Annotated in this window: 18 protein-coding genes; 4 read left to right on the top strand and 14 right to left on the bottom strand. The window is 69.8% G+C overall.

Annotated elements, in window-relative coordinates:
• Nucleotides 1–144: 144 nt before the first annotated feature.
• The 3 genes from UAA55_RS19955 to hflK are packed head-to-tail and all read right to left on the bottom strand — an operon-like array spanning nt 145 to nt 2581.
• The gene (locus UAA55_RS19955; protein ID WP_322954884.1) at nt 145–330 is read right to left on the bottom strand and encodes a DUF2065 domain-containing protein; all 186 of its coding nucleotides are present in this window, start codon (nt 328–330) and stop codon (nt 145–147) included.
• A 38-nt stretch (nt 331–368) separates the two neighbouring features.
• A complete protein-coding gene (gene hflC, locus UAA55_RS19950) occupies nt 369–1247 on the bottom strand; it encodes a protease modulator HflC (protein WP_322954882.1) in 879 nt (292 codons plus the stop codon).
• A gap of 14 nt (nt 1248–1261) precedes the next feature.
• Nucleotides 1262–2581 (bottom strand): FtsH protease activity modulator HflK, encoded by a 1320-nt coding sequence (gene hflK, locus UAA55_RS19945; RefSeq protein ID WP_322954881.1) that lies wholly within the window; start codon nt 2579–2581, stop codon nt 1262–1264.
• 242 nt (nt 2582–2823) lie between these two features.
• On the opposite strand from hflK, the gene apbC reads away from it, so the two are divergent.
• Nucleotides 2824–3945 (top strand): iron-sulfur cluster carrier protein ApbC, encoded by a 1122-nt coding sequence (gene apbC, locus UAA55_RS19940; RefSeq protein ID WP_322957726.1) that lies wholly within the window; start codon nt 2824–2826, stop codon nt 3943–3945.
• Between the two features lie 175 nt (nt 3946–4120).
• Nucleotides 4121–4414, top strand: a complete 294-nt coding sequence (locus UAA55_RS19935) for a hypothetical protein (RefSeq protein ID WP_145613266.1) — start codon at nt 4121–4123, stop codon at nt 4412–4414.
• Between the two features lie 189 nt (nt 4415–4603).
• Here the strand turns inward: UAA55_RS19935 and mutL are convergent, their stop codons facing one another.
• From mutL to pgi, 3 genes are all read right to left on the bottom strand, one after another.
• Complete coding sequence (mutL, locus tag UAA55_RS19930) at nt 4604–6541, bottom strand: DNA mismatch repair endonuclease MutL (RefSeq protein WP_322954880.1); 1938 nt, start codon at nt 6539–6541, stop codon at nt 4604–4606.
• Nucleotides 6542–6621: 80 nt separating this feature from the next.
• Nucleotides 6622–7977 carry a pentapeptide repeat-containing protein gene (locus UAA55_RS19925; RefSeq protein WP_322954879.1) on the bottom strand — a complete coding sequence of 452 codons (1356 nt, stop codon included), beginning with the start codon at nt 7975–7977 and terminating at the stop codon, nt 6622–6624.
• Between the two features lie 149 nt (nt 7978–8126).
• A complete protein-coding gene (gene pgi / locus UAA55_RS19920; RefSeq protein WP_322954878.1) occupies nt 8127–9794 on the bottom strand; it encodes a glucose-6-phosphate isomerase in 1668 nt (555 codons plus the stop codon).
• A 299-nt stretch (nt 9795–10093) separates the two neighbouring features.
• Here pgi and UAA55_RS19915 point away from each other — a divergent pair, with 299 nt between their 5' ends.
• Nucleotides 10094–11134 carry a GIN domain-containing protein gene (locus UAA55_RS19915; RefSeq protein WP_322954876.1) on the top strand — a complete coding sequence of 347 codons (1041 nt, stop codon included), beginning with the start codon at nt 10094–10096 and terminating at the stop codon, nt 11132–11134.
• Between the two features lie 16 nt (nt 11135–11150).
• Here the strand turns inward: UAA55_RS19915 and UAA55_RS19910 are convergent, their stop codons facing one another.
• The 8 genes from UAA55_RS19910 to UAA55_RS19875 form a co-directional block, all read right to left on the bottom strand.
• Nucleotides 11151–11639, bottom strand: coding sequence for a hypothetical protein (locus tag UAA55_RS19910; protein ID WP_322954874.1), 489 nt, complete (start codon nt 11637–11639; stop codon nt 11151–11153).
• Nucleotides 11640–11806: 167 nt separating this feature from the next.
• A complete protein-coding gene (locus UAA55_RS19905; RefSeq protein WP_322954873.1) occupies nt 11807–13147 on the bottom strand; it encodes a M16 family metallopeptidase in 1341 nt (446 codons plus the stop codon).
• Nucleotides 13144–14586 carry a M16 family metallopeptidase gene (locus UAA55_RS19900; protein ID WP_322954871.1) on the bottom strand — a complete coding sequence of 481 codons (1443 nt, stop codon included), beginning with the start codon at nt 14584–14586 and terminating at the stop codon, nt 13144–13146. The genes UAA55_RS19905 and UAA55_RS19900 overlap by 4 nt, the downstream gene beginning before the upstream one ends.
• Before the next feature lie 188 nt (nt 14587–14774).
• A complete protein-coding gene (locus tag UAA55_RS19895; RefSeq protein ID WP_322954870.1) occupies nt 14775–15278 on the bottom strand; it encodes a DUF3035 domain-containing protein in 504 nt (167 codons plus the stop codon).
• A gap of 110 nt (nt 15279–15388) precedes the next feature.
• On the bottom strand, nt 15389–15886 hold the full coding sequence (gene lspA / locus UAA55_RS19890) for a signal peptidase II (protein WP_322954868.1): 498 nt from the start codon (nt 15884–15886) through the stop codon (nt 15389–15391).
• Nucleotides 15883–18765, bottom strand: coding sequence for an isoleucine--tRNA ligase (ileS, locus tag UAA55_RS19885; RefSeq protein WP_322954867.1), 2883 nt, complete (start codon nt 18763–18765; stop codon nt 15883–15885). Before ileS ends, lspA begins: the two co-directional genes overlap by 4 nt.
• Before the next feature lie 277 nt (nt 18766–19042).
• Nucleotides 19043–19993, bottom strand: coding sequence for a bifunctional riboflavin kinase/FAD synthetase (locus tag UAA55_RS19880; protein ID WP_322954866.1), 951 nt, complete (start codon nt 19991–19993; stop codon nt 19043–19045).
• 118 nt (nt 19994–20111) lie between these two features.
• Nucleotides 20112–21314 (bottom strand): MFS transporter, encoded by a 1203-nt coding sequence (locus UAA55_RS19875; protein WP_322954865.1) that lies wholly within the window; start codon nt 21312–21314, stop codon nt 20112–20114.
• 67 nt (nt 21315–21381) lie between these two features.
• On the opposite strand from UAA55_RS19875, the gene UAA55_RS19870 reads away from it, so the two are divergent.
• The gene (locus tag UAA55_RS19870) at nt 21382–22368 is read left to right on the top strand and encodes a LysR family transcriptional regulator (RefSeq protein ID WP_322954864.1); all 987 of its coding nucleotides are present in this window, start codon (nt 21382–21384) and stop codon (nt 22366–22368) included.
• Nucleotides 22369–22456 lie beyond the last annotated feature (88 nt).

The following is a 22456-nucleotide window of genomic DNA, read 5'->3' as shown; positions in this document are numbered from 1 at the left end:
GCATCCGCCCGTCATCATTCCATGTTCCCGTTTCGGGGTTCCCTTTCGGGGGCCCCCACTATAGGGGGGTGAAGTCGCGCCTGTTAAGGGGAATGGCTCGTGTTATCGCAAGGGGATAGGGCGACGGGCCGCCGATTTGTCCCCTTAGCGGCGCGCCAGCCACACCAGGCCGACGCCAATGCAGGCCCCCGCCAGCCCCGCCCAGCGCAAGCGATCCGCCGGCGTCTCGGCCATGCGCGCCGCCAGCCGGCGCATGGTCCCGGGCATGAGGGCATAGCACACGCCCTCCAGCACCAGGGCGACTGCGGCCCCTGTCAGCAAGTCGTTCAAAACCTTGGGCTCCCCGCTCTCTCGCGCCCGTCTTGGGCTTACTTGTCCGCACGGCGGCGATCGCCGGCGCCAAGGTACTTGAAGAAGTCGGCGCCGGGCGACAGCACCAGGGTGGTGTCGTCGGGCTTCAGCGTGTCGCGATAGGCCTGGAGGCTGCGGTAGAAGCTGTAGAATTCGGGGTTGCGGCTGATCGCCTCATTCATGATGCGAATCGCCTGGTTATCGCCCTCGCCCCGGGTGATCTGGGCCTGGCGCTGGGCCTCGGCCAGCAGCACGGTGCGGTCGCGGTCGGCGCGGCTCTTGATCTGCTGCGACAGTTCCTGGCCCTGGGCGCGGGCCTCGGCCGCCTCGCGCTCGCGTTCGGAGCGCATGCGGGCGAACACGGCCTGGCTGGTCTGTTCCGGCAGGTCGGCGCGGCGCAGGCGCACATCCACGATCTCGATGCCCAGGCGCTGTGCCTCCTGGTTCACCTGGCCCTTGATGTCGGCCATGACCTTCTCACGCTCCTGCGACAGCACGGCCGGCAGGTTGACGTTGCCCAGGACGCGGCGCATGGCGGAGTTCACGATGACCGACAGGCGCAGGCGGGCCTGCTGCTCATTGCCCAGGGTCTGGAAGAACATCAGCGGGTCGGCGATGCGGTAGCGGGCGTAGGCGTCCACCTCCAGCCGCTTCTGGTCGGCCAGGATGGCGCTTTCCACCGGCGGGTCGATGTCCAGCACCCGGCGGTCCAAGATCACCACGTTCTGCACGAAGGGGATCTTGACCCACAGGCCGGGCTCGCGGATGACGCGCTTGGGCTCGCCGAACTGCAGCACCAGCGCCTGCTGCGTCTGGTTGATGGTGAAGAAGCTGCCTTGCAGCAGGATGGCGGCCAGCACCAGCAGGCCCAGGGGAAGGATCCAGCGTTTTTCCATGATGTGGGCCCCTCTCACTTGCCGACCTGCGCCGGCGATGCCGGCGGGGTGGTGGGGTGTGCGGGCGTCTTCAGCATGTCGTTCAGGGGCAGGTAGGGCACGGCGCCGCCGCCGGCCTTGTCGTCCAGCAGGATCTTGTGGGTGCCCTTCAGGATCTGCTCCATGGTCTCGATGTACAGGCGCCGGCTGGCGGCGTCGGGGGCCTGGGCGTAGGCCTCCAGCACCTGCTGGAAGCGCTTGGCGTCACCCTGGGCCAAGTCCACCACCTGGTCGCGGTAGGCCTGCGCCTCCTGGTTCAGGCGCTCCGCCTCGCCGCGGGCGCGGGGGATGATGTCGTTGCGGTAGGTTTCCGCCTCGTTGCGCAGGCGTTCGCGGTCCTGGCGGGCGCGCTGCACGTCGTTGAAGGCCTCCACCACCGCCGGAGGCGGTTCCACCCGCTGCAGCTGCACCTGGGTGATCTCGATGCCGGCCTGGTACTGGTCCAGGATGGTCTGCAGCAGCTGGCGGCTGTCGTTCTCGATGCGCTGGCGGGCGTCGGTCAGGGCGGGCTGGATCTCGGTGCGGCCGATGATCTCGCGCATGGCGCTTTCCGCCACCTTCTTCACCGTCTCTTCCGGTTCGCGGATGTTGAACAGGAACTTGGCCGGGTCCTTGATGACCCAGAACACGGCGAAGTCGATGTCGACGATGTTCTCATCGCCCGTCAGCATGGTGCTTTCGTCGGCCACGTCGCGGTCGCTGACGCTGCGCCGGCCGTCGCCCTGGCTGCGGTAGCCGATCTCGATGCGGTTGACGCGGGTGACCTGGGGCAGCAGCACCTGCTCGATGGGGGCCGGCAGGTGGTAGCGCAGGCCCGGCTGTTCCACCCGCACCGGCTTGCCGAAGCGCAGGACCACGCCCTGCTCATCCGCCGCCACGCGGTAGACGCCCGTGGCCAGCCACAGGGCCGCCACCGCCGCCACGCCCACGCCGATGACGCGGCCGGTGCTCCAGCCATTCAGGGTGAAGGGGCTGCCGGACGGGCGCGAACGCCCGCCGTTGCCCCCGCCGTTGCCGCCGCCCCCGCCGCCCAGCAGGACGCGCAGGCGCTCGCCCCCCTGGCGCACCGCGTCCTCCAGCCCAGGCTGGGGACGGGGACCGGGCTTGCCGCCGGACGATTTGGTCCCGCCCGATGATGATGGGCCGGCGACGCCTTCGCTCTGCCCCCAGGGGTTGTGGGGCACCGATCCGCCCGCCGAGGGCTTATCCGTGGGCTTGTCCTTGGAAGAGTCCTTGCCGGGATCATCCCCCGATCCGTTGTTGCCGCCGTTCGACCCTTGATTGGACCAGGGCATGTTCGCCTTTCCCGCTTCCCACAAGATTCTGTTTGGAAGATCTGATTATTCGGAAACCGATACCCTATATGAAGGGCACCCTAGACAGAGGGCGACGGCGGCCTCGCGGCCACCATGGCGGCCATCTCTCCCCCGGGCTTCCCCCCATTTCGGCGGCACCGTATATAGTCGGGCGTTCGCAGGGAAGCCCGACACGGGCGATATGACCCCCCGCCCCCCACTTTACAAGATGAAGGCGTTTGATCATGGCGGTTACCGAATCCCAGGTGTTGGAGGCCCTCCGGCAGGTGGCGGACCCCGATCGCGGGTCTGACATCGTCAGCCTCAAGATGGTTTCCGGCGTCGCGGTGAAGGACGGCCATGTCCACTTCACCCTGGAGGTCGACCCGGCGCGGGGTGCCGCCCTGGAGCCGCTGCGCCAGGCGGCGGAGAAGGCGGTGGACCGCCTGCCCGGCGTGCTGTCGGTGACGGCGGTGCTGACCGCCCACCGCCCCGCCCCCAAGGCAGTCAGCGGCGGCGGCGCCCCCGGCACCGGCGCGCCCGGCGCCGGCAAGCAGCCCAAGGCCGGGGTGCCCGGCGTGGCCGCCATCATCGCCGTCGCCTCGGGCAAGGGTGGGGTGGGCAAGTCCACCACCTCCACCAACCTGGCGCTGGCCATGGCCGCCAACGGCCTGAAGGTGGGCCTGCTGGACGCCGACATCTACGGCCCCTCCATGCCCCGCATGATGGGCCTCAGCGGCAAGCCCGACAGCGCCGACGGCAAGCGCCTGGACCCGCTGGTCAACTATGGCGTCAAGGTCATGTCCATGGGCTTCCTGGTGGCCGAGGACACGCCCATGATCTGGCGCGGCCCGATGGTGATGAGCGCCCTGACCCAGATGCTACGGGACGTGAACTGGGGTGAGCTGGACGTGCTGGTGGTCGACATGCCGCCGGGCACGGGCGACGCCCAGCTGACCATGGCGCAAAGCGTGCCGCTGGCCGGCGCCGTCATCGTCTCCACCCCGCAGGATATCGCCCTGCTGGATGCGCGCAAGGGCCTGAACATGTTCCGCCGCGTGGACGTGCCCGTCCTCGGCATCATCGAGAACATGAGCTATTTCTGCTGCCCCAACTGCGGCCACCGCAGCGACATCTTCAGCCATGGCGGTGCCAGGGCCGAAGCGGACAAGCTGGGCATCGACTTCCTGGGCGAGGTGCCGTTGGACATCGCCATCCGCGAGACCAGCGACGCCGGCACGCCCATCACCATCCACCAGCCGGACGGCGTGCACGCCCAGACCTATCGCGCCATCGCCGCCCGCGTGGCGGAGAAGATCAAGGCCGGCGGCGGCCGGGCGGCCCCCCGCTTCGTAATCGAATAAATCTATCGGCCTATAGGTAAACCCTTGGAAAGACAGTGGGACACGGGTGCCGCAGGGCGAACGGAATGCGAAAACGACGTTCTGTTGCGTCATTTCCGTGTCCGCTGTTTTTTCCTTTCCAATGTCGCGCCCCTATGGTACATAAAGTTCCGTTTTGCGAAGCTGAGTGGAAATCATGCGTCGGGTTGACACGGTTCAGGTTGCCTATGCGTTCCGGAACGGGGCCCATTCCTTCCAGGTGGAGGATCCGGCCACGGGTGCCATCGCGGTATCCCACGGTGTCCCGGAAGTGGCGTACGAGCAGGTGACCCGTACCCTTTCCGAACGCGCGACCGGCCTGTCCGGCCGCCGGGTGGTGGCGCGTCCCGCCCTGCCCTTCGATGATTTCTTCAACTGGCTGCGCCAGAACCCCATCGCCAGCGTCGCCGGCGCCCCGGTGAAGGTCGAGTTCGCCTGGGAATTGCGCTGACCGGTTCCAGAATTCGAACGGCCCCGCCGGCCGTTCCAGTGAGAGTGCCGCCCGCAAATCCGGGAAAACACCGGACGGGCAAACAGGGATAGAGGAAACACCAAGCAATGCGTGGTCCTTAAGGACCAACAGCGAAACGCCCGGAAGGTCATCCTTCCGGGCGTTTTCGTTTGGAATGAGGCAGGTTCCTCAACGCCGGCCGAACAGCCGCTCGATGTCCGCCAGCTTCAGTTCCACATAGGTGGGGCGGCCGTGGTTGCACTGGCCGCTGTGGGGGGTGGCCTCCATCTCGCGCAGCAGGGCGTCCATCTCCCCCACCGTCAGCACCCGGCCGGCGCGGACGGAGCCGTGGCAGGCCATGGAGGAGCACACCTCCTCCAGCCTTTCCTTCAGCGCGTGCTGGTCACCCAGTTCCGCCAGCTCATCGGCGATGTCGGTGACCAGGGCCTTGATGTCGGCCTTGGCGCCCAGAAGCGCCGGAATCTCCCGCACCACCACGGCACCGGTGCCGAAGGATTCCAGGCACAGGCCCAGCTCCGCCAGCTCATCCGAGCGTTCGGCCAGACGGGCGGCTGCGGCCTCCTCCAGCTCCACCACCTCGGGGATCAGCAGCATCTGCCGCTTCACGCCCTGGGCCACCATGGATTGCTTGATGCGCTCATACACCAGGCGCTCATGCGCCGCGTGCTGGTCGACGATGACCATGCCGTCGCGGGTCTGGGAGACGATGTAGGTCTGGTGCACCTGGGCGCGGGCGATGCCCAGGGGAAAGTCGGGCACGTCGTCGGCGCCGGTCTGCGCCAACGCCGCCACCGCCGCGGCCAGGCCGGGGCTGACAGGGCCGGGAGCGGCGTCGGCGTAAGCCGGCGCTTCCGCCAGCACCGAGTGTGTGTAGGCGGGTGCCGTCGCTGGGGCTGGCCCTTCCCAGGCGGCCATCGGCGCCTGGAAGGCGCGCGCGGCCTCCACCTGCCCGGCGGTGGGACGGGTGATGCCGGGCCAGCTACCGCCACCGCCGGAATGGGGTTGCGGCTGCCACTGGAAGGCGGTCTGGGGGATGGGCTTGGCGCCGTCGGCGCGGAAGCTGGCCAAGGCTGCCTGGCCCACGGTGGTGGAGGCGCGATGGCCGGCGCCGGCCAGGGCATGCTTCAGCGCACCCACGATCAGGCCGCGCACCAGGCCCTGGTCGCGGAAGCGCACCTCCGTCTTGGCCGGGTGCACGTTGACGTCCACATCCTCGCACGGGATGTCCAGGAACAGGGCCAGCAGGGGGTGGCGGTCGCGGGCCAGGAAGTCGGCGTAGGCGCCGCGCACGGCGCCCAGCAGCAGCTTGTCGCGCACCGGCCGGCCGTTCACGAACAGGTACTGGCCGGCGGCGGTGTTCTTGTTCAGGGTGGGCAGGCCGATGTGCCCGTACAGCCGCACGCCCTCCCGTCGGGCGTCGATGGGCAGGGCGTTCTCCTGGAACTCCCGCCCCATGATGGCGCCCAGGCGGGCCAGCAGCGGGTCCTCGCCGTTAAGAGTCCCGGTCTGGGCCGGCAGGCGCAGGGGGGTGCGCCCCTCGTCCGCCACGGTGAAGGCCACGTCGGGATGGGCCATGGCCAGGCGCTGCACCACGTCGACGGCGTGGTCCGTCTCCGTCCGCGTGGTCTTCAGGAACTTCAGTCGCGCCGGGGTGGCGTAGAACAGGTCGCGCACCTCGATGCGGGTGCCCACCGGGTGGGCCGCCGGCACCGGCCGGCCCTTGGCCCCACCCTCCACCGTCAGGGCCCAGGCGCTGTCGCTGCCCGGCTGGCGGCTGGTGATGGTCAGGCGGCTGACGGCGCCGATGGAGGGCAGCGCCTCCCCTCGAAAGCCCAGGGTGTGGATGTTCAGCAAATCGTCGCCCGGCAGCTTGGAGGTGGCGTGGCGCTCCACCGCCAGCGACAGCTCCTCGGCCGCCATGCCGCCGCCATCGTCCACCACCTGGATCAGCGCCTTGCCGCCATCGCGCAGGGTGACGTCGATGCGGCGGGCGCCGGCGTCCAGCGCGTTCTCCACCAACTCCTTCACGGCGGCGGCGGGACGCTCGACCACCTCGCCGGCGGCGATGCGGTTGACCAGGGTCTCAGGAAGCAGGCGGATGGGCATGATGGCGCCATTCTAGCGGGGGGCCGGCCCGCAGGGCAATGCGGGGGATCACTTGTTCCGTCCCTCGATCGCCGGTGCGCTCAATCATCCGCCACATAGCGCACGTGCCAGGTGCGGGGCAGGCCACGCGCGCCGGTGAAGTCCACCGCCCGCATCTGTTCCTCCTGCACCAGGGCGCCGCTGAGGTTGGCGCCGCGCAAATCGGCCTCACGCAGGTCCGCGCCGCGCAGGTCGGCGTGGCTGAGGTCGGCCTGGGTCAGGCGGACACGGCGCAGGCGGGCGCCGCTGAGGTCGGCGTTGCGCAGGATGGCACCAGTCAGGTTGGTGCGCACACGCCGCTCGGCATCGATCTGCAAATAGTCCAAGGTGGCGTGGCGCAGGTTGGCGGCGTTGAAGTTGGCGCCCTGGAAGCTGCCGCCGCGCAAGTCGGCCTCGGCCAGGGTGGCGGTGCGGAAATCGGCGTTGTCGAACTGGCCCACCTGCATCTGGATGCCGGTCAGGTCCATGCCGTAGAACACCGCCCCACGCCCCACGCCCCGGGTCAGCATGGCCCGCGACAGGGTGCCGGAGCCGCGCAGGTCCACGCCGCTGAGGTCCAGGGCCATGCCCTCCTTGGCCGCCGTGCACACCCAGATGGCATGCAGGTTCAGCAGCTCGGCCATGGAGCGGCCCAGTTCCGCCGCCGGGCGGCCCTGCGGCTTTTCCGTCAGCACGCCGGTCATGTCGGCGCCGCCCAGTTCCGTCAGGTTCATGATGGTGCCGATCAGCACCGCGCCGCGCAGGCTGGCGCCGCGCACATCGGCGCCCGACAGATCCGCCCCCTCCAGGTTGGTGCCGTCCAGCTTGGCATGGCGCAAATTGGCGCGCACCAGCTTGGCGTTGCGCATGATGGCGTCGGTGAAGTCGGTATGCATGGCGACCGAGCCCGACAGCTTGGCATTGGTCAGGTTGGACCCGCGCAGGTTGGCCTCGGCCAGGTCGGCATTGGTGGGGTCCACGCTCATGATCTGCAGGCTGCCGTCGCGGGCGCGGGCGGCCAGGGTGCCGTCGCGCAGGTCGGCATCGAACAGGTCGGCGCCCGACAGGTCGGCCCCGCGCAGGCAGGCGCCGCGCAGATCGGCCTTCACCAGCCGGGCGTTGCGCAGGTTGGCGCCACGCAGGTCGGTGACGAACAGCGTGGCGCATTCCAGCAAGGCGCCGCTGAGGTCGACATCGCGCAGGATGGCATGGGTGAAGTCGGCATGGCTGAGGTCGCGGCCCGCCATGCTCAGGCCCGACAAATCCATATGGGCCAGCACGGCGCGGGCCCCGCCCACCTTGGCGTTGCGGAACATGGCGTGCCGCCTCAGCACCAGGTCCAGCTGTTCCTGGGTCAGACGCACCATGGCCGGCCGTTCGGAGGCCGCCCCACCCAGGTTACGCGTGCCGCTTTCCATCAAATCAGCCTTAGCAGCGGACGACACCAGGGAGTCTGGGCGCGCCGCCGTTCCTCGGCAAGCTTACGCCCGTAGGAAAAAAGCCGTCACGGGAAAAGCCGGGCGCCCATGGGGAGGTCCGGCCCTTCCGTCAACGACATTGACCGGGGTCAGCGCAGTCCCTCGCGCACCACACGGATGAGGCCGGCGGTTGAGCAATCGTGGCCCCGGCGGGCGCCGCCCTCCAGCTCCGGCAGGATGGCTTTGGCCAGCTGCTTGCCCAGCTCCACACCCCACTGGTCGAAGGAATTCAGGTTCCACAGGATGCCCTGCACGAAGATCTTGTGCTCATAGAGGGCGATCACCGTGCCCAGGGTGTGCGGGTCCAGCTTCTGGAACAGCAGGGTGTTGGTCGGGCGGTTGCCGGTGAACACCTTGTGCGGCACCAGCGCCTCAAGCTCCTCGCCATCCAGGCCCTGGCCGGCCAGCTCGGCCCGCGCCTCATCCTCGGTCTTGCCCAGCAGCAGGGCCTCGGTCTGGGCCAGGAAGTTGGCCAGCAGCAGGGTGTGGTGGCGGCCCACCGGGTTCTGCGTCTCGATGGGCGCCAGGAAGTCGGCCGGGATCAGCGGCGTGCCCTGGTGGATCAGCTGGTAGAAGGCGTGCTGGCCGTTGGTGCCAGGCTCCCCGAACAGCGCCGGACCGGTGGCATAGTCCACCGGGCGGCCATCGCGGTCCACACCCTTGCCGTTGCTTTCCATGTCGGCCTGCTGCAGGTAGGCCGGCAGGCGGGCCAGGTACTGGTCATAGGGCAGCACGGCGTAGGACTGGGCGTCCCAGAAGTTCACGTACCACAGGCCGATCAGGCCCAGCAGCACGGGCATGTTGGCGGCCAAGGGCGCGGTGCGGAAATGCTCGTCCATCGCGTGCGCGCCGGCCAGCAGCTCGGCGAAGCGGTCGGGGCCGACCATCAGCATGATGGGCAGGCCGATGGCCGACCACAGGCTGTAGCGGCCGCCCACCCAGTCCCAGAAGCCGAACATGTTGTCGGTGTCGATGCCGAAGGCCGCCACCTCCTTGGCGTTGGTCGACACGGCCACGAAGTGCTTGGCCACCGCGTCCGCCGGCGCCCCCTGGGTCAGCAGCCAGTCGCGCGCCGTGTGGGCGTTGGCCAGCGTCTCCTGCGTGGTGAAGGTCTTGGAGGCGATGATGAACAGCGTCGTCTCCGCATCCACCTTCTTCAGCACCTCCGCGATGTGGGTGCCGTCGACGTTGGAGACGAAGTGCGCCTGCAAATGCGGGTGGTGGTACGGGGTCAGCGCCTGGGTCACCATGACGGGGCCCAGGTCGGACCCGCCGATGCCGATGTTGACGATGTCGGTGATGGGCTGGCCGGTCCAGCCGCGCCATTCCCCATCCCGGACGGCGGTGGCGAAGGCGCCCATGCGGTCCAGCACGGCGTGCACGTCCGGCACCACGTTGCGGCCGTCGACCAGCACCGTGGCGCCCTTGGGCTGGCGCAGGGCCGTGTGCAGCACGGCACGGCCTTCGGTCAGGTTGATGGGCGATCCGGCGAACATGGCCTCGCGCCAGCCTTCCAGGTCGCGGGCGCGGGCAAAGTCCAGCAGCAGGGGCAGGGTCTCATCGGTCAGCCGGTTCTTGGAATAATCCAGCAGCAGCGTGCCCAGCTTCAGGGAGTATTTGTCGAACCGCTCCGGATCGGCGGCGAACAGGTCGCGCATGTGCACGCCGTCCAGCGCTTGGCGGTGCCGCGCCAGCGCCTGCCAGGCTGGGGTCTCAATCAGAGGAATGTCCTGGGTGGGGGTCTGCGTGGCGGACATCGTTCTCTCCTGACCTGTGGCCAGGGGCGACCGGATCCCATTATCCCGCCCCTGGAAAGCCCCAGGGGTGTAACACGGCTGATGAGGGTTAAGCAGCGCTTCGGATGGGGATTTCGTCCATTTGACGCGAATTTGTCTTCGTTTTTGACGTCTGGCGCGGCGGGCCCGGCCGGATCGGATGGGGCCACTTGGCGTGCGCAGCCCGCCCGGACCGGTTCCATCGCCCGCTACGTCCTTGATCGCCTCAGCCGCGCGGTGACAATGGGGACAATGCCGCAACCATAGACGAGTCCGCTTCCATGTCCCGCCCCCACCGCATCGCCCTGGCCCTGCCCCTGTCGCTCGCGGCGCTTATCGCCGCCGGCACCGCCTGGGCGGGCGAACGCAGCTGGGCCCTGGAGGGGCAGGAGCTGCGGGTCACCACCCCTTGCGCCCGCACGGTGGACATCACCGCGTCGCCCGGCGCGCGCGACGTGCGCATCCAGGCCACGGCGGACGACCCGAAGGAACTGGACCAGCTGACCGCCAGTGGCGGCAGGACGGCCCAGCTGGGTATCAGTGGCCGCCGCTGCTATCGCGAGGGGGAGGGGGAGGGCTGGCAGCGCTGGCAGCCCACGCTGCGCATCGCCATCACCGTGCCGGCCGGCGCGCCCCTGGAGGTGCAGGAGGGCGGGTCGACCGACTACCAGGCCAGCGGCGGCTTCGGCGCCCTGACACTGACGCTGGACGGCTCCGGCAACTTCAAGGCCGACCGGGTTACCGGCGGCGCCCAGATCCGCATCCACGGCTCGGGCGACACCCAGCTGGACCGGCTGGAGGGCGCGCTCAAGGTGCGGGTGGCGGGCTCGGGCAATGTCGGCATCATCCAGATGGCGGGCCCCTCCACCGACCTGGAGAGCAGCGGCAGCGGCACCATCACCATCGGCGGGGGCAGCGGCGGCACCACCCAGGCCAAGCTCAGCGGGTCGGGCAACGTCACCCTGCCGGCGGTGCAGGACCTGCGCCTGTCCATCGACGGGTCGGGCGACCTGGTGGCGGCCAAGGCGCAAGGGGCGCTGTCGGCCCACCTGGGCGGCTCGGGCACGCTGACCATCCACGCCGTGTCGGCCACCACCGCCCAGCTGAAGCAGTCGGGCAACGGCGACATCACCATCGACGGCGGGGAGATCGGCACCCTGTCCTCCACCATCAGCGGCAGCGGCGACCAGATGCTGCGCGTCAAGGTCACCGACGCCACCCTCTCGCTCAGCGGCAGCGGCGACGTGAAGATCGACCAGGTGACCGGCCGGCTGGACCAGGCGCACAGCGGTAGCGGCAGCGTCCACGTGGGCGGACGCTGATCCGCCGGACGCTTTCCTACCGCGCCTGACGGCGGGCGGGCCGTACCATGGTGCGGGACCGGGGCAGGCGCACCGGTTCCACCTTGGCGGCGGACTTTTCCTCCTCCACCTCGAACAGGCCGTCTTTCGCCTTCACTTCCGGCGCCGGCAGGGGCGCGCGCAGGGCGTTGGGCATGACGCTCAGGGGCAGGCCGATGGCGTTGCCCAGGGCCTCCGCCATCTCCTTGGGCATGGCCCCGGTGGACAGGGTGGGGCTGACGCCCTGGGGCAGCATGGCGTCATCGGCCAGGGCACGGTACTCGCGCACCAGCTCCTGCAGTGTGGCCCACACGGAACGGATTTCCCCCTCCAGCACCTCGCGGCGGCGGCGCAGGGCGGCAGGATCTGCCTTGATGGCGGCAAGGATTGCCGCGATGGGAATGCCGTCGATATGGTCGGGAACGTGGGCGCGGGCGCCACGGCGCGAACCCAGGCCATTGGGCACGGGATTGTCCTGCAAAGCCACGGGCGTCGGGCTTTCCGCAGCGGCGCGACCCGTCAGGGGGCGGCCGGGAAGAAGCGTGCCTTGAAATCCTCGAACGTGAACGTCATCGCAAACCCCCAGCCACCAAGATCGCGGTCGGAGATATCTCAGCAACTCCTATGCCAAAGGTTTGCCAGGGGCGCCGTTTTTCAACGCGGGGCGCCGTCGGGCCCGCCCACCACCACCGTGGCCATGGCCCCGGGCCGCAGCAGGCGCGCCGCCACCCGCCGCACATCCGCCCGCGTCACCCGGCGCAACAGGGCCGCGCGGTGGTCCAGAAAGCCGGCGGCGTAGCCGTCGCGCCGAATATCCAGTAACAGCGCGGCGATGGCGCGGTCGTTGGTGAACTGCAAGGGGAAGGATCCGGTCAGATAGGTCCGGGCGTCGCGCAGCTCCCGCGCCGTCACGCCGTGGGCGGCCACATCCGCCAGGGTGTGGCGCACCAACCGCAGCGCCTGCCCCACCGTCGCGTTGGCGGTGGAGCCGGTGACGATCAGCAGGTCGGCATGAGCATACGATTGCAAATTGCATTGCACATCGTAAGACAATCCCCGCCGGGCCCGCACCGCCTCTGCCAAACGCGACTCAAGCCCCTCCCCACCCAGGATGTGGGTCAACAGCAGGGCGGCGGGCCAGTCGGGATCACTGGGCGCTATGCCCGCCCCGGCCTGGACGAACAGGCTCTGCGGCCCGGGCCAGGGCACGGTGACCGACCGGCCCTCCGTGGCGGGCGGCACGTCGGTGATGGCGGCGGGCGCGGCCGTGGCCGGCAGGGCGCCGAAGATCCAATCCACCGCCGCGCCCAGTTCCACCGGGTCGATGTCGCCCGCCACCGTCACCAGCAGGCCGTCGCGGGCCAGGCGCCGGGCGGCGAAGCCCCGCAGGTCATCGGCGGTGATGGCGGCCAGTGTGTCGGCCGTGCCGCGCAGGGGGTGGCCATAGGGGTGGCCCGGGAACAGCTGACGGGCCAAGGTGTGGTAGGCGACCGTGACCGGGTCCGCCTCCTCCCGCCGCACGGCCACCTGCAACTGCCCCCGGATGCGGGCGATCGCGTCGGCATCGAAGCGCGGCGCCGTCAGGGCCAGACGGGTCAGGGTGAACGCCTCCTCCCGGTTCTCCCGCAGGGTCAGGAGCGCGCCGGAGAACCAGTCGCGGCTGGCCATGAACGCCAGGCCGATGGAATGGTCGGCCAGCCGGTTCTGGAAGGCGGCGGAATCGAGATCCCCCGCCCCTTCGTCCAGCAAGCCCGCCGCCATGGCGGCCAGGCCCAGCCGGTCGGCGGGATCGGTGGCGGCCCCGCCCCGGAAGGACCAGTTGAGCGCGATGATGGGGTTCTTGGCGTCGCGCACCAGCCAGACCTCGATGCCGCCGGGGCTGACCACCCGCTCCACTAGAGACGCCTTGGCCAGGGACGCCTTGACCGCCGTCGCGGCCCGCACCGGCTGACCCAGCAGCGCCAGCGCCAGCAACAACGCCCACAGGCCCCTCATCGCACGGCCCCCTGGGCCATGCCCTGCGCCGCCGCCACATCCTCCAGCTCCTCTTCCGACGTCGGCGCGTCGGGATCGGGCAGCAGCAGGGCGGTGACGGAGCCCCGGCCGCCCAGCACACCGCGCAGGGCCTGGTTCACATCCTCCACCGTCACCGCGGCGATGCGGTCGGGCCAGGCCTCCACGTCGGCCACGCCCTGCCCCGTGGTCAGCGCCACGCCGAATTCCGAGGCGGGCCCTTGCAGGCTGTCGCGGGCGTAGATGGCGCCGACCTGCAGGCGCCGGACGGCGGCGGCCACCTCGGCCGCGCCGACGCCGTCGTGCAGCAGTCGCGCCAGCTCGGCGTTCAGGCCGGCCTCGGCGTCCGCCACCGCCACGTCCGGCCCCGGCACCACGCCCAGGCTGAACTGCCCCGGCCCCAGCGCGTCGGCCAGGTAATCGACGCTGACCCCCGCCGCCAGGCGCTGGCGCACCACCAGCGCCTGGTAGAGGCGGCCGGTGGCGCCCCCACCCAGGATGGTCTGCAGCACCTCCAGCGCATAAACCTGTGTCGGATTGGCCTGTGCGGGATCAGTGGACCATCCATGCGATGGCGCGACCCACACCCGGCTCAGCGAGGGCTGACGCACCTGCGCGTCCTTCAGCTCGACGCGCCGGTCCTCCTCGCCGATGGCCATCCCTCCCCGGGCCACCCGCCGGGCGGGCACCGGGCGGGCGGGAATGCGGCCGAAGGTGGCCTCCGCCAGGGGGCGCAGGGCCGCGGCGCTGATGTCGCCCGCCACCACCAGCACGGCGTTGTTGGGGGCGTACCAGGCGCGATAAAAAGCTTGGGCGTCGGCCGGAGCCAGGGCCGCCACCTCCGTCGCCAAGCCCGCCACCGGCTTGGCGTAGGGATGGGCCCGGAACAGCGCGGCCTGCACCTGTTCGCGCAGGCGGGCGGCCGGGCTGGCCTCCGTCCGCTGCCGCCGCTCGTTCAGCACCACGGCCAGTTCCGGCGCCGCCGTTTCCGGCCGGATGCGCAGGTTGGCCATGCGGTCGGCCTCCAGCCTCAAGGTCAGGGGCAGCTGGTCGCGGGCGATGGTCTGGAAGTAGGCCGTCTGGTCCTGGTTGGTATAGGCGTTCTCCACCCCGCCGTGCGCGGCGACCTGGCGGGAGAAGGCGCCGGTGGGCACGGTCGCCGTGCCCCGGAACATCAGGTGCTCCAGGTAATGGGCCACGCCGGACTTTCCGGCCGGCTCGTCCGCCGCCCCAACCTTGTAGAACAGCATTTGCGTCACGACGGGGGCGCGGTGGTTGGGCACCACCACCACCTGAAGGCCGTTGGCCAGCGTGAAGGTCTCAGGATCGAAAACCCGAGCCGAGGCGACCACCGGCACCATGAGGGCAAGCGTCAGGGCCGCGATCCGCGTCCCCCCGAAAGGCCGCCAAAAGACGCCCAAGGCCCCGCCACTCCCGCTTCATGCCGCCCCGTTTCCCAGAGGAATAGCATGGGCGCGCCGGGACCCCAAGGAAAGCTGGCCGTTGGGATGGGCGCGCGCCGGCTCCGCCTTGCCACCCCGCGGTCACGCCCACGATAAAAGGCCCGGGCGGGAGGGCGTCCCGTCCGGGCCTTGAAACCTTGCTTCCCTCAGCGGGAACCGGCCGAGCTGCTGTCGCGCTGCACCGTCGGCGCGTTCGCCGCCGGCTTGTCGTCACCCTTCCAGAACATCAGGCTGTCCAGGAAGCCACGGTCGCCGACCACGGTGCCCGGCCATTCCTTGTCCACGATCTTGCGGATCTGCGGGTCGGCCTGGTCGCCGCCGGCCTTGGCCACCAGCGCGGCCTCGCCCTTGCTCTGGTTGGCGGTGGCGGAGGCCACGGCCGTCGCCTCGGTGGTGGCGGCGCCGAACACGGTGCTGGTCGCCCGCGTCTCCTTCACGATCTCCTGCGGGCGCGGGCTGCCGGGCTGCGGCGGACGCAGGTTGAAATCGGGCGGCACCTCCAGCGGCGCGCGCGCCAGAACCCGGAACTCGTCCGGAGTCGGCCGCGACCCGCCGAACAGGTAGTCCAGGCTGTCACACCCCGTCAGGGCTGCCAAACCGGCCGCCGCGAGCATCAGCCGCGCGCTAAACACCTTAGAATTCTCGCCCATATCCTCGTCCGTCGAATGTAGGCCCCGAACCCCGGGACCCCCGTGAACCTGACCTAAAAACGGAACCAACCCCATCCGCGGAGCCCCACCGCTCCGTTGACGGCGACACCCTACCGCGTCGCGGGCTTGACGAACAGCCCATCCACGACCAGCACCAGCATGCCGACGACGATGCCGCTATCGGCAACGTTGAATGCCGGCCAATGCCATGCCGCGATGTGGAAGTCCAGAAAATCAACGACGGCGCCCAGGCGCAGCCGGTCGATCACGTTCCCCAACGCCCCGCCGATCACCATGCCGGCGCACACCGCCTCGATCAGGCGAACCGCGCGCCGCATCCACACCGCCATGGCGGCGGTGATGACCAGGGCTAACACGATCAACAGGACCGTGCCCGTCGCGCCGCCCTGATTAAACAGGCCGAAACTGACGCCGTGGTTCCACACCAGCACCAGGTTGAAGAAGGGCAGCAGGGTCACGCCGTCGCCGGCTTCGGCGAAGCGGCCCAGGATGGCGGCCTTGCTGGCCTGGTCGGCGGCCAGGATGATGGCCGCCGCCAGCAGGCCCGGAACGCCGAACCGCCCCAACACGCGGGTCAGCATGCTCATGCGTGGTGTCCCACCGCGTCATCGCAGCGATGGCACAGCTGCTCCACGCCCTCCGCCGCCGCCCCTTTTCCTGCAGCCGGCACCTCCGGCAGGATGCGCCAGCAGCGCTCGCACTTCTCGCCTTCGGCCTGTCCGAACACCACCCCCACGCCGGCCACGTCGGCCAGGGCGAAGGCGCCCTCGGGCGCCACCCCCACCGTCACGGTGATGCCGGAGGTGATGCTGATCTCCGCCAGGTCCAGGCCGGCCAGGGCCCGCTGGTGGGCCTCCTGCACATACACCGTCGGGTGCGCCTGCAGGGAGGAGCCGATGGTCTTGTCGGCGCGCTTCAGTTCCAGGGCGCCCGTCACGGCGCGGCGCACGTCGCGCACCACGGCCCAGCGGGCTGCCAGGGCGTCGTCGCGCCAGTCGGCCGGGATGTCGGGGAACTGGCGCAGATGCACGCTTTCCGGCCACGCGGTGCGGCGGGCGTCGTCACCCTCCGCCAGGAAGGCCAGCCAGGCCTCTTCCGCCGTGAAGCAGAGGACGGGCGCCAGCCAGGCCGTCAGCGTCACGAACAGCCGTTCCAGCACCGTGCGCACGGCGCGGCGGCGGGCGCTGGCCGGCGCGTCGCAATACAGGCTGTCCTTGCGGACGTCGAAGTAGAAGGCCGACAGGTCCACCGCGCAGAAGTTATGCAGCTCGGTGATCAGGCGATGCAGATCGTATTCCTTGGTGGACTGGCGCACGATGGCGTCCATCTCCGCCAGGCGATGCAGCACCCAGCGCTCCAGGTCCGGCATGGTCGCCGGTTCCACCCGCTCCGCCTCCGTGAAATCGGCCAGAGCGCCCAGCAGATAGCGCAGGGTGTTGCGCAGGCGGCGGTAGAGGTCGGCGTTGCTCTTCAGGATCTCCTTGCCGACCTTCAGATCCTCCGAATAGTCGGAGCCCACGACCCACAGGCGCAGGATGTCGGCGCCGTATTCCTCCATCACCTGCTGCGGCGCCACCACGTTGCCCAGGGACTTGGACATCTTGCGGCCCTGCTCGTCCAGGGCGAAGCCGTGGGTCAGCACCGCCTTGAAGGGCGCGCGGCCCCGGGTGCCGCAGCTTTCCAGCAGCGAGGAGTGGAACCAGCCGCGATGCTGGTCCGACCCTTCCAGGTAGAGGTCGGCGGGCGAGGACAGGTCGTTGCGCCGCTCCAGCACGAAGGCGTGGGTGGAGCCCGATTCGAACCAAACGTCGACGATGTCGAACACCTGGTCGTAATCGGCGGGGTCATAATCCGGGCCCAGGAAGTCGGCGGCGGGCCGCTTGTACCAGGCGTCGGCGCCCTCGGTCTCGAAGAAGCTGGCGATGCGGTTCAGCACGCCCTCATCCTTCAGGGGCTGGCCGTCCGCCTTGGACAGGAACAGGGCGATGGGCACGCCCCAGGCGCGCTGGCGGCTGATGCACCAGTCGGGGCGGCTTTCCACCATGGCGTGGATGCGGTTGCGGCCCTGCGGCGGTACCCACCGCGTCTCATCGATGGCCGCCAGCGCCCGCGCCCGCAGGTCGTTGGTGTCCATGGAGATGAACCACTGCGGCGTGGTGCGGAAGATCAGCGGCGCCTTGGAGCGCCAGCTGTGCGGGTAGCTGTGCTTCAGGTTGCCCTTGGCCAGCAGTGCCCCTTGCGCGATCAGGGCGCTGATGGACTTGCCGTTGGCGTCGCCCGGCTTGCCCTCCGGCGTGTAGACGCGGGCACCGGCGAACAGCGGCACATGGGCGTAATAGCTGCCGTCCGCGTCCACGGTCTGCGGCACCTCCAGCCCGAACTTGCGGCCAAGGTCGAAGTCCTCCGCACCGTGGCCCGGCGCGGTGTGGACGAAGCCGGTGCCAGCGTCGGACGTGACATGGTCGCCCGGCAGCAGCGGCACGGCGTAGTCATAGCCGCCGTTGGCCTCCGGATGGCCCCGGAAGGGGTGGGCCAGGATGGCGCCATTGAGGTCGGCGGCGGTGACATCCGCCCCCTTCTCGAAGATCGCCTTGGCCGACGCCGCGACACCCGCGGCCAGGGCCTGGGCCAGGATGAGCTTCTCACCCACCTTGGCGAGCGAGCCTTCCTGCGCCTCTGTGACGGTGTAGACGGCGTAGGGAATCTCCTCGCCATAGGCCACGGCGCGGTTGCCCGGCATGGTCCAGGGGGTGGTGGTCCAGATGACGACCGCGGCACCGTTCAGCACCGGCGTCGGCGCCGTCACCACGGGGAAGCGCACCCAGATCATGGGCGAGGTCACGTCCTGATATTCGACCTCCGCCTCGGCCAGGGCGGTCTTTTCCACCACCGACCACATGACGGGCTTGGCGCCCTTGTACAGGCCGCCGTTCAGCAGGAACTTGTGGATCTCGCGCACGATGGCGGATTCGGCGTCGAACGCCATGGTCAGGTAGGGGTTCTGCCAGTCGCCTTCCACGCCCAGGCGGCGGAACTCGGCGGCCTGGATTCCCACCCACTCGGCGGCGAAGTTGCGGCACTCGGCGCGGAACTGCAGGACGGGCACCTCGTCCTTGTCCTTGCCGGCCTTGCGGTACTTCTCCTCGATCTTCCATTCGATGGGCAGGCCGTGGCAGTCCCAGCCGGGGACGTAGACGGCGTTGCGGCCCTGCATCTGCTGGCTGCGAATGACCACGTCCTTCAGGATTTTGTTGACCGCGTGGCCGATGTGGATGTTGCCGTTGGCGTAGGGCGGGCCGTCATGCAGCACGAAGGGCGCGCGCTCCGCCCCATCCTGGCGCAGCTTGCCGTACAGGTCGATGGCCGCCCAGTGGGCCAGCAGTTCCGGCTCCTTCTTCGGCAAGCCGCCGCGCATGGGGAAATCGGTGCGCGGCAGGAAAACGGTGTCTTTAAGATCGCGGGTCATGGCGGGTCAGGAAATCCGGTGTTCGGATGGCGGCCTTGCCCTCGTCCGGACGCTGGTGCGGGCGCCCCGGGGGTAAGGCCGGCGGGATAGTCGGCGGTGGTGGTACGCGGATGAGCGCGCCCGGGTCCCGGCCCCCCTCAGGAGACCGGGTCGATAATTCGCAGGTCCATGACCCTGATCTGGCGCGTTGGCAACATGGGGGCGGATGTTAGCAGCCGGCCCCGGTGGGTCAAGCAAGATGGGAAGGGGCCGGTTGGTGTCAAGACGGTGACCAAGTTCAGGGCTTGGGCAGGCCCGCCAGGCGGACGCGCGCCTCGTCCGCATCCCGCGCGATCTGGTCCTTCAGCGCCTGGAAGTTCTCGAACTTCATCTCCGGCCGGATGAAGTCCAGCAGCCGGACGCGGACATGGCGGCCGTAAAGGTCGCCGTCGAAGTCGAACAGGTGGGCCTCCAGCCGTTCCACCGTGCCGCCCACGGTGGGGCGGCGGCCCAGGTTGGCGACGCCGTCGTGCCAGACGGTGCCCGCCCCCTCATCCACGCCGGCGCGCACGGCGTAGACACCGAAGCGCGGGCGCAGATAGTCATGGATTTCGATGTTGGCGGTGGGGAAGCCGATGGTGCGGCCCCGTTTGTCGCCATGCTCCACCCGGCCCTCGATCTCGAAGGGATGGCCCAGGATGGAGGTCGCCTCCTGCGGCCGACCTTCCTGCAGATGGCGGCGGACGGCGGTGGAGGAATAAGGCTCGCCCGCGCCATTGGCGACCGGGCGCGCCTCGGTCACGCCGAAACCGTGGCGGGCGCCCAGGGCGCGCAGCAGCGCCATGTCGCCGCTCCGGTTGTGACCGAACAGGAAGTCGTAGCCGGCCACCACATGGCGCACGCCCAAGCCCTGGACCAGCACCGTTTCCACGAACTCCTCCGCCGTCATGCCCGCCAGGGCGGCGTCGAAGTGCAGCACCACCATGGCATCCATGCCCAAGGCCTCGATCAGGTGGGTCTTGATGCGCAGGGGTGTCAGGCGGAAGGGCGGGTCGTTGGGACGGAAGAAGCTGCGCGGGTGCGGCTCGAACGTCACCACGGCGGCCGGGCGGCCCAGATCATCGGCCAGCGCGCGGGCTTGGCCGATGACGGCGCGGTGGCCCAGATGCACGCCGTCGAAATTGCCCAGGGCCACCACGGCCCCACGCAGATCGGCGGGCGCATCCTCATAGTGGCGCAATAACTTCATGACCGGCGGCTTTCCGTCGCTTAGGTGGGCCGTGGAACACAGGCTGGCATCCGATGCGTCCGGATATAGGCTCTAACACCCCGCCGTGCAAAGCCCTTCCCGCGCAAGCCCCCCGCCTTCAGGCCGCATGGGCGGGTTCGGAATAAAACTTCAGCCGGGCGTTCAGGACGGCGCTGGCGAACAGCAGGATGGCGGTCACGAAGAACACGGCGCGCATACCGACATGGCCGCCGATGAAACCACCCAGCAGGGGGCCCGCCACCTGGCCCGCGAACTGGGCGGAGGTGGAATAGCCCAGGATGGCGCCCGCCACCCGGTCGGGCACGGCGTGCCGAATCAGGGTGGTGATGGCCGGCAGCAGCCCCGCCAGGGTCAGGCCCATGAGGAAGCGCAGGGCGACCAACTGCCAGACGTGGGTGACGAAGGCCTGTGGAATCATCAGCGCGCCGGTGGCGGCCAGGCAGGCGATGACCACCGTGCGCGGCCCCAGCCGGTCGGTCAGCCGCCCGACGCGGGGTGCCGCCAGCATGCTGGCCAGCGCCCCGCCCGCCATCACCAGGCCGGACAGGAAGGCGATGTCGCTGCCGGGGGCGGCGATCTGGCCGACATAGACGGTGATGATGGGCTCGATCGACATGTTGGCCACCATCAGCATGCAGGCGGTCAGCAACATGGCGTAGACCGGCCGCCGGTCGGGGATCTGGCGCCAGGGGCCGCCGGCGACGTGGGGGCCGGCCGCCCTGGCCCGCGGCTCCTCCCGGATCAGGGTGGCGGTGGCGATGAAGGTGAGGAAGATGACGCCGGCGGCCGCGAAGAAGGTCTGGCGCAGGCCGATCAGGCCGGGCAGCGCCCCACCGATCAGCGGCCCGGCCAGACTGCCGGCCAGCATGCCAGTCGACAGGATGCCCAGCGCCCAGCCCGAGCGCGCCTTGGGCGTCTGCGTCGCCACCAGCACGATGGAGCCCGAGGCATAGCCGCCCAGCAATCCCGCCAGCAGGCGCAGCGCCACCAGCTGGTAGACGTCCTGCACCAGGCCGGTCAGGGCGATGGCCACCGTCATGGCCAGGCTGGCGCGGATCAGGATGACCCTGCGGCCGTAGCGGTCGGCGAACTTGCCCCACAGCGGGGCCGTGGCGCCGGCGCCGAAGAAGGTGGCGCCATAGGCGATGCCCGACCATTGCACGACGGCGGCAGGCCCGGTCACCCCCAGATGCTCCACGTACAGGGGCAGGAAGGGCAGGATCAGGCTGAGGCCGGCGATGGTGGTGAAGGATCCGAACAGGCAGACGTACAGGTTCCGCCGCCAATGCAGGGGTTCCATGGCTTCCATCCTCAAAAACAACCGTTCGCCTTGGAAACTGGCGCTGGTAGAGCCAGAGGTCCAATATATGGTGCAGGCGATCGTGATCGCTTTCAGCAATGGCGGGACCAGGAACATGGAACTGCGCCACGTCCGCTATTTCCTGGCGGTGGCCGAGGAAGGCAATTTCACCCGCGCGGCCGCGCGCTTAGGAATTGGCCAGCCGCCGCTGAGCCAGCAGATCAAGGATCTGGAGCGCGAGGTGGGCGCCCCGCTGTTCCACCGCGTGCCCCACGGGGCCGAACTGACGGAGGCGGGCCGCGCCTTCCTGGAGCGCGTGCGCCCCTTCCCCACCCTGGCGCAGCAGGCGCTGGACGGCGCCCGGCGGGCGGCGCGGGGGGAGCTGGGCAGCCTGCGGGCCGGCTTCACCTCCTCTTCCGCCTTCAACCCGGCGGTGGCCGGCGCCATCCGCGCCTTCCGCCGCGCCTATCCCGAGGTGGATCTGGGCTTGGTCGAATCGAATTCCGTTCCCCTGCTGGCGGCGCTGGAGGGGGGCGAGGTCGACATCATCTTCCTGCGCACCGACCCGCCGCCGGGCGGGCCGATGCAGACCCGCCTGCTGGCGGTGGAGCCCATGGTGGCGGTCCTGCCCGCCGGCCATCCGGCGGCGGGCGCCCCGATGCTGGACCTTGCCCGGCTGAAGGACGACCCTTTCATCCTGTTCCCCCGGGGGGCGGGCCCCAGCATGTTCGAGACGACCATGACCGCCTGCCGCGCCGCGGGGTTCGAGCCGCGGCTGTACCAGACGGCGCCGCAGATGAGCTCCATCGTCAACCTGGTGGCGGCCGAGCTGGGCGTGTCCATCATGCCGGCCTCCATGTCCCAGGTGCGGGTGGCGGGCGTCGTCTTCCTACCCCTCGCCCCGCTGGCGGGCATCCCTCAGCCGACGGCCCGGCTGGCGCTGGCCTGGCGACGCGGCGATACACGTGTACTGGTGCGCAACTTCATCAACCACGCCGGCCCGGCCCTGGCACAACCCGAGGCCACCGGCGAAAATTTCTCCGCACCCGTGTGAGCGCGCGCATAGCGGGAAGCAGCACCCCGCCAATAATCTGATAAAATGTGCAGATGTGGATCGGCGACTTGATCGCGGCCCCGAATCG

Origin of the sequence: Nitrospirillum guanabarense (genome assembly GCF_034653355.1) — a bacterium.
Taxonomy (GTDB): Bacteria; Pseudomonadota; Alphaproteobacteria; order Azospirillales; family Azospirillaceae; genus Nitrospirillum.
The sequence above is the reverse complement of the archived record's forward strand: the minus strand, read 5'-3'. Positions and strand labels throughout refer to the sequence as shown.